The 4,216-nt window shown below is 39.8% G+C and carries 4 protein-coding genes and 1 pseudogene; all 5 read right to left on the bottom strand.

The window, feature by feature from the left end:
• Nucleotides 1–194: pseudogene (locus tag H5202_RS18450) on the bottom strand (aromatic amino acid aminotransferase); the annotation flags it as partial.
• Between the two features lie 459 nt (nt 195–653).
• Nucleotides 654–1,013, bottom strand: coding sequence for a 50S ribosomal protein L20 (gene rplT, locus H5202_RS18445; protein WP_182773354.1), 360 nt, complete (start codon nt 1,011–1,013; stop codon nt 654–656).
• 16 nt (nt 1,014–1,029) lie between these two features.
• The gene (gene rpmI / locus H5202_RS18440; RefSeq protein ID WP_011496149.1) at nt 1,030–1,224 is read right to left on the bottom strand and encodes a 50S ribosomal protein L35; all 195 of its coding nucleotides are present in this window, start codon (nt 1,222–1,224) and stop codon (nt 1,030–1,032) included.
• An 82-nt stretch (nt 1,225–1,306) separates the two neighbouring features.
• A complete protein-coding gene (gene infC / locus H5202_RS18435; RefSeq protein ID WP_336244817.1) occupies nt 1,307–1,849 on the bottom strand; it encodes a translation initiation factor IF-3 in 543 nt (180 codons plus the stop codon).
• Between the two features lie 3 nt (nt 1,850–1,852).
• On the bottom strand, nt 1,853–3,781 hold the full coding sequence (gene thrS, locus H5202_RS18430) for a threonine--tRNA ligase (protein WP_182773353.1): 1,929 nt from the start codon (nt 3,779–3,781) through the stop codon (nt 1,853–1,855).
• Nucleotides 3,782–4,216 lie beyond the last annotated feature (435 nt).

The raw sequence follows: 4,216 nt of genomic DNA, 5'->3' as shown, positions 1-4,216 counted from the left end.
TTTTTGGTCTTTTCGGTTTCAAGTAAAATAGCTTCAGCTTTTTTTACAGATGATAATATCGGGGTTTGCCCTGCTTCATCTTTATAAATACCGACACCTAAGTTGACTTTGTGAGGGCGAGCATCTGCTTTGAAAGCATCAGTTAAGCCTAAGATGGGATCTGCTGGAGCAAGTGTGACTTGAGAAAAGATCATTACAACTATCCTAAGTAAGGTAAATAGAAAAATTTATTCAGTTATACCATTGTATGTAGAGTGTGAGTAGTGAGAATTTTAATAGTTGAGACAAATTCGTATTAAATTAAAAATTTTACAATTAGCGGTCTTTATAATGCCAATTTAATTGAGTAAAAGTCTGTTAGACACTGTCATATGGCTAAAAATTTTAATCAGGTTTAGTACGAAGTAGGTGTTTTTTTCACGATAGACATTACATTGAACGCATAGATCGTTGATTGGGAAACATTACGCAGATAGAAAGAGGTATAGTTGTTAAATAAGTACTTGCTAATTGATTGTGATTTTTATGCTTCAGTCGATACTTTATCTCCTAGTCAACATTAACAAGGTATTGAATAGAGCAAAACTAAATTATTAATGGGAGTAGGTATAAAAAAAGGAACCCGAAGGTTCCTCTCTTAAAGTACTAACTAATTAATTAGTTAATGCTTCTTTTGCTTTCTCAACTAAAATTGCAAATACAACTTTGTCGAAAACAGCGATGTCAGCCAAAATCTTACGATCGATTTCAATAGACGCCTTTTTCAAGCCGTTAATGAAACGGCTGTAAGACAGACCATTTTGACGAGACGCTGCATTAATACGTGCAATCCATAACTGACGGAATTGACGTTTTTTCTGACGACGGTCACGGTAAGCATATTGACCAGCTTTAGTTACTGCTTGAACAGCAACACGGTAAGTACGGCTACGAGCGCCATAATAACCTTTAGCTAATTTTAAAACTTTCTTGTGACGAGCACGTGCGGTTACACCACGCTTAACTCTTGGCATTTTCTAAACTCCTAAATTAAGCGTATGGTAGTTGACGCGCGATTGCTGGAACGTCAGATTTAGCAACTAAACATTTAGCACGTAAGTGACGCTTACGCTTAGTGCTTTTCTTGGTCAAAATGTGACGTAAGTGTGCTTGCTTGCGCTTGAAACCATTAGCGGTTTTCTTAAAACGCTTCGCTACACCCTTGTCTGTTTTCATTTTAGGCATTTCTAAAACTCCGCATTGGGACGTTAATAAACGTAAGGCGAGCAAAAGCCTCAAGAGACTTTTGCTACTTTAAGTTGCCCTACTATTTCTTTTTAGGTGCTAGCACCATAATTGCTTGACGACCTTCCATTTTCGGGAAAGATTCGACAACCGCATACTCTTCCAAATCAGCCTTGATACGGTTCAAAAGATCCATACCTAGGTTTTGGTGTGCCATTTCGCGACCACGGAAACGCAGCGTAACTTTCGCTTTGTCACCATCTTCTAGAAAACGAATCAGGTTGCGTAGTTTTACCTGATAGTCGTTTTCATCAGTACCAGGACGGAATTTAATTTCCTTAACCTGGACCTGTTTCTGCTTCTTTTTTTGTTCCTTTTGAGCTTTCGCTTTATCAAAAAGGAACTTACCGTAGTCCATTATGCGACAGACAGGAGGCTCAGCATTGGGACTGATCTCTACAAGATCAACTCCTGCTTCATCTGCAACGTTCTGAGCTTCTTTTATACTTAATATACCAATCGGCTCACCATCTAAACCTGATAAACGGACTTCAGGTACACCAGTGATTTCATCATTGATTCTATTAGGGGCTGGCTGTCGCCCTGCTGTTCTTTTGATCTTTATGACCTATTCCTCCAACAATTTGAGACTACGGAGCGAAATCTGTTGACGTATCATCGCGGCGAAATCTTCTAGTTTTAACTTGCCTAAATCGATACCGTCACGTGTACGCACCGCTACTTCCTTATTTTCCATTTCTTGATCACCAACGACCAATAAATAAGGCACACGTCTAAGTGTGTGTTCGCGTATTTTAAAGCCTATTTTCTCATTCCTCAAGTCAAAAGATGCTCGAATACCCTGTTCTTTGAAGAATTTAACGATTTCTTCAACATAATCAGCTTGTTTATCGGTAATGTTCATTACAATAACTTGCATTGGAGCAAGCCATGTTGGGAATTTACCTGCGTATTCTTCTATCAATATACCTATGAAACGTTCTAAAGAACCTAAAATAGCACGATGGATCATTACTGGCGTCTGGCGACTGTTGTCTTCTGCGACATAAGTAGCACCTAAACGAGTCGGTAATGCATAATCGAGTTGTACTGTACCACATTGCCATGCACGATCTAAACAGTCATGCAAAGTAAATTCGATTTTTGGGCCATAAAATGCGCCTTCACCCGGTAATATTTCATATTTAATATTATTATTGGCGAGAGCTTGCTTTAAAGCGTCTTCAGCTCGGTCCCACATATCGTCGTCGCCAATACGCTTTTCAGGGCGAGTTGACAGTTTAACCACGATATTATCGAAACCAAATGTCGCGTATGTGTCATATACCATTTGGATACATGCACTGACTTCATCTTGAACTTGATCATCTGTACAAAACACATGAGCGTCGTCTTGAGTAAAACCACGTACGCGCATTAAACCGTGAAGTGAACCTGATGGTTCATTACGATGACAACAACCAAACTCAGCCATACGCAATGGTAAGTCACGATAAGATTTTAACCCTTGGTTGAAAATCTGTACGTGACCCGGGCAGTTCATCGGCTTAATCGCGTATTCACGGTTTTCGCTGTTAGTAGTGAACATGGCTTCTGCATATTTATCCCAGTGGCCAGAACGTTCCCATAACACGCGGTCCATCATCAATGGGCCTTTCACTTCTTGATAAGTGTATTGGCCTAGCTTTTGACGAATGAACTTCTCAAGTTCTAAAAATATGCTCCAACCATCGTTATGCCAAAACACCATTCCAGGTGCTTCTTCCTGCATATGGTACAAATCTAATTGTTTACCAATTTTACGGTGGTCACGTTTAGCCGCTTCTTCTAGACGTACTAAATGAGTTTTAAGGGCTTTTTTGTCTGCCCATGCTGTCCCGTATATACGTTGCAGCATTTTATTATCAGAGTTACCGCGCCAATAAGCACCAGCAACGCTCATTAACTTAAAGTTTTGACAGAAACGCATGTTTGGCACATGAGGGCCACGACACATGTCTATGTATTCTTCGTGGTGATAAAGCGCTGGTGTTGCGTCTTTACTGATGTTTTCATCTAAAATAGCAATTTTGTATTGTTCACCACGACCATCAAATGCATCGCGAGCTTCTTGCCAAGATACAACCTTTTTAACCACATCGTAGTTAGTTTTTGCTAATGCAAGCATACGCTTTTCTAGGGCTTCGATGTCTTCATGTGTCAGCTTATGGTCTAAGTCGATGTCGTAATAAAAACCGTTGTCGATAACCGGGCCGATTGCCATTTTGGTTTCTGGCCACATTTGCTTGATCGCGTGACCTAATAAATGCGCACAAGAATGGCGAAGGATTTCAACACCCTCTTCGTCTTTGGCCGTGATGATAGCTAACTCTGAGTCTGCAGTGATTAAGTCCGTTGCATCTTTTAATTCACCGTTTACTCGGCCAGCAATACACGCTTTTGCTAAACCAGGGCCGATGTCTAATGCAACATCAAGAGTCGATACAGGATTGGCAAACTCACGTTTGCTGCCATCAGGCAATGTAATAATAGGCATGAAATTTCCTTTTCCAGTGGTGACCCCCACGTAGGGCCACATGGTAATTAAGTATGTTCTTTTTGAACGAGAGCACGTTAATGAAATCAAGACAGTACAGGAGTCTTAGTTACCCAAAAACGCAAGTCTCTATTCTATGTGATAAGCGGATTATTGCGCAACCATCATGCGGTCAATAACTGCCAGAAATAGCATGTCTAAGTCAAATTAATCACGTGAGTTGACTGTCTTAGTGAGTGATGATTTTAGGCGGAGACTGTATTGACAATGCTATGTAGGTTCTAACTGTTTTGATTTAACGATACCAATTTCATTGAATGAAATAAACCACCAAGTTAAGACTCTGATTAACATAGAAAAACTTATAAATCGTTACACATTAATTTTTTTGAGTGAATTATATTCGCCACAAATAGAATCATTCTTAGGAATGAC

This window comes from Shewanella sp. SG41-4, from assembly GCF_014164505.1.
In the GTDB taxonomy this organism is placed as follows: domain Bacteria; phylum Pseudomonadota; class Gammaproteobacteria; order Enterobacterales; family Shewanellaceae; genus Shewanella.
This window is presented reverse-complemented; position numbering and strand designations above follow the sequence as displayed.

Coding starts and splice junctions, on each gene's coding strand:
- rpmI (WP_011496149.1), bottom strand. CDS start 1,224: ATGCCTAAAATGAAAACAGACAAGGGTGTAGCGAAGCGTTTTAAGAAA.
- thrS (WP_182773353.1), bottom strand. CDS start 3,781: ATGCCTATTATTACATTGCCTGATGGCAGCAAACGTGAGTTTGCCAAT.
- rplT (WP_182773354.1), bottom strand. CDS start 1,013: ATGCCAAGAGTTAAGCGTGGTGTAACCGCACGTGCTCGTCACAAGAAA.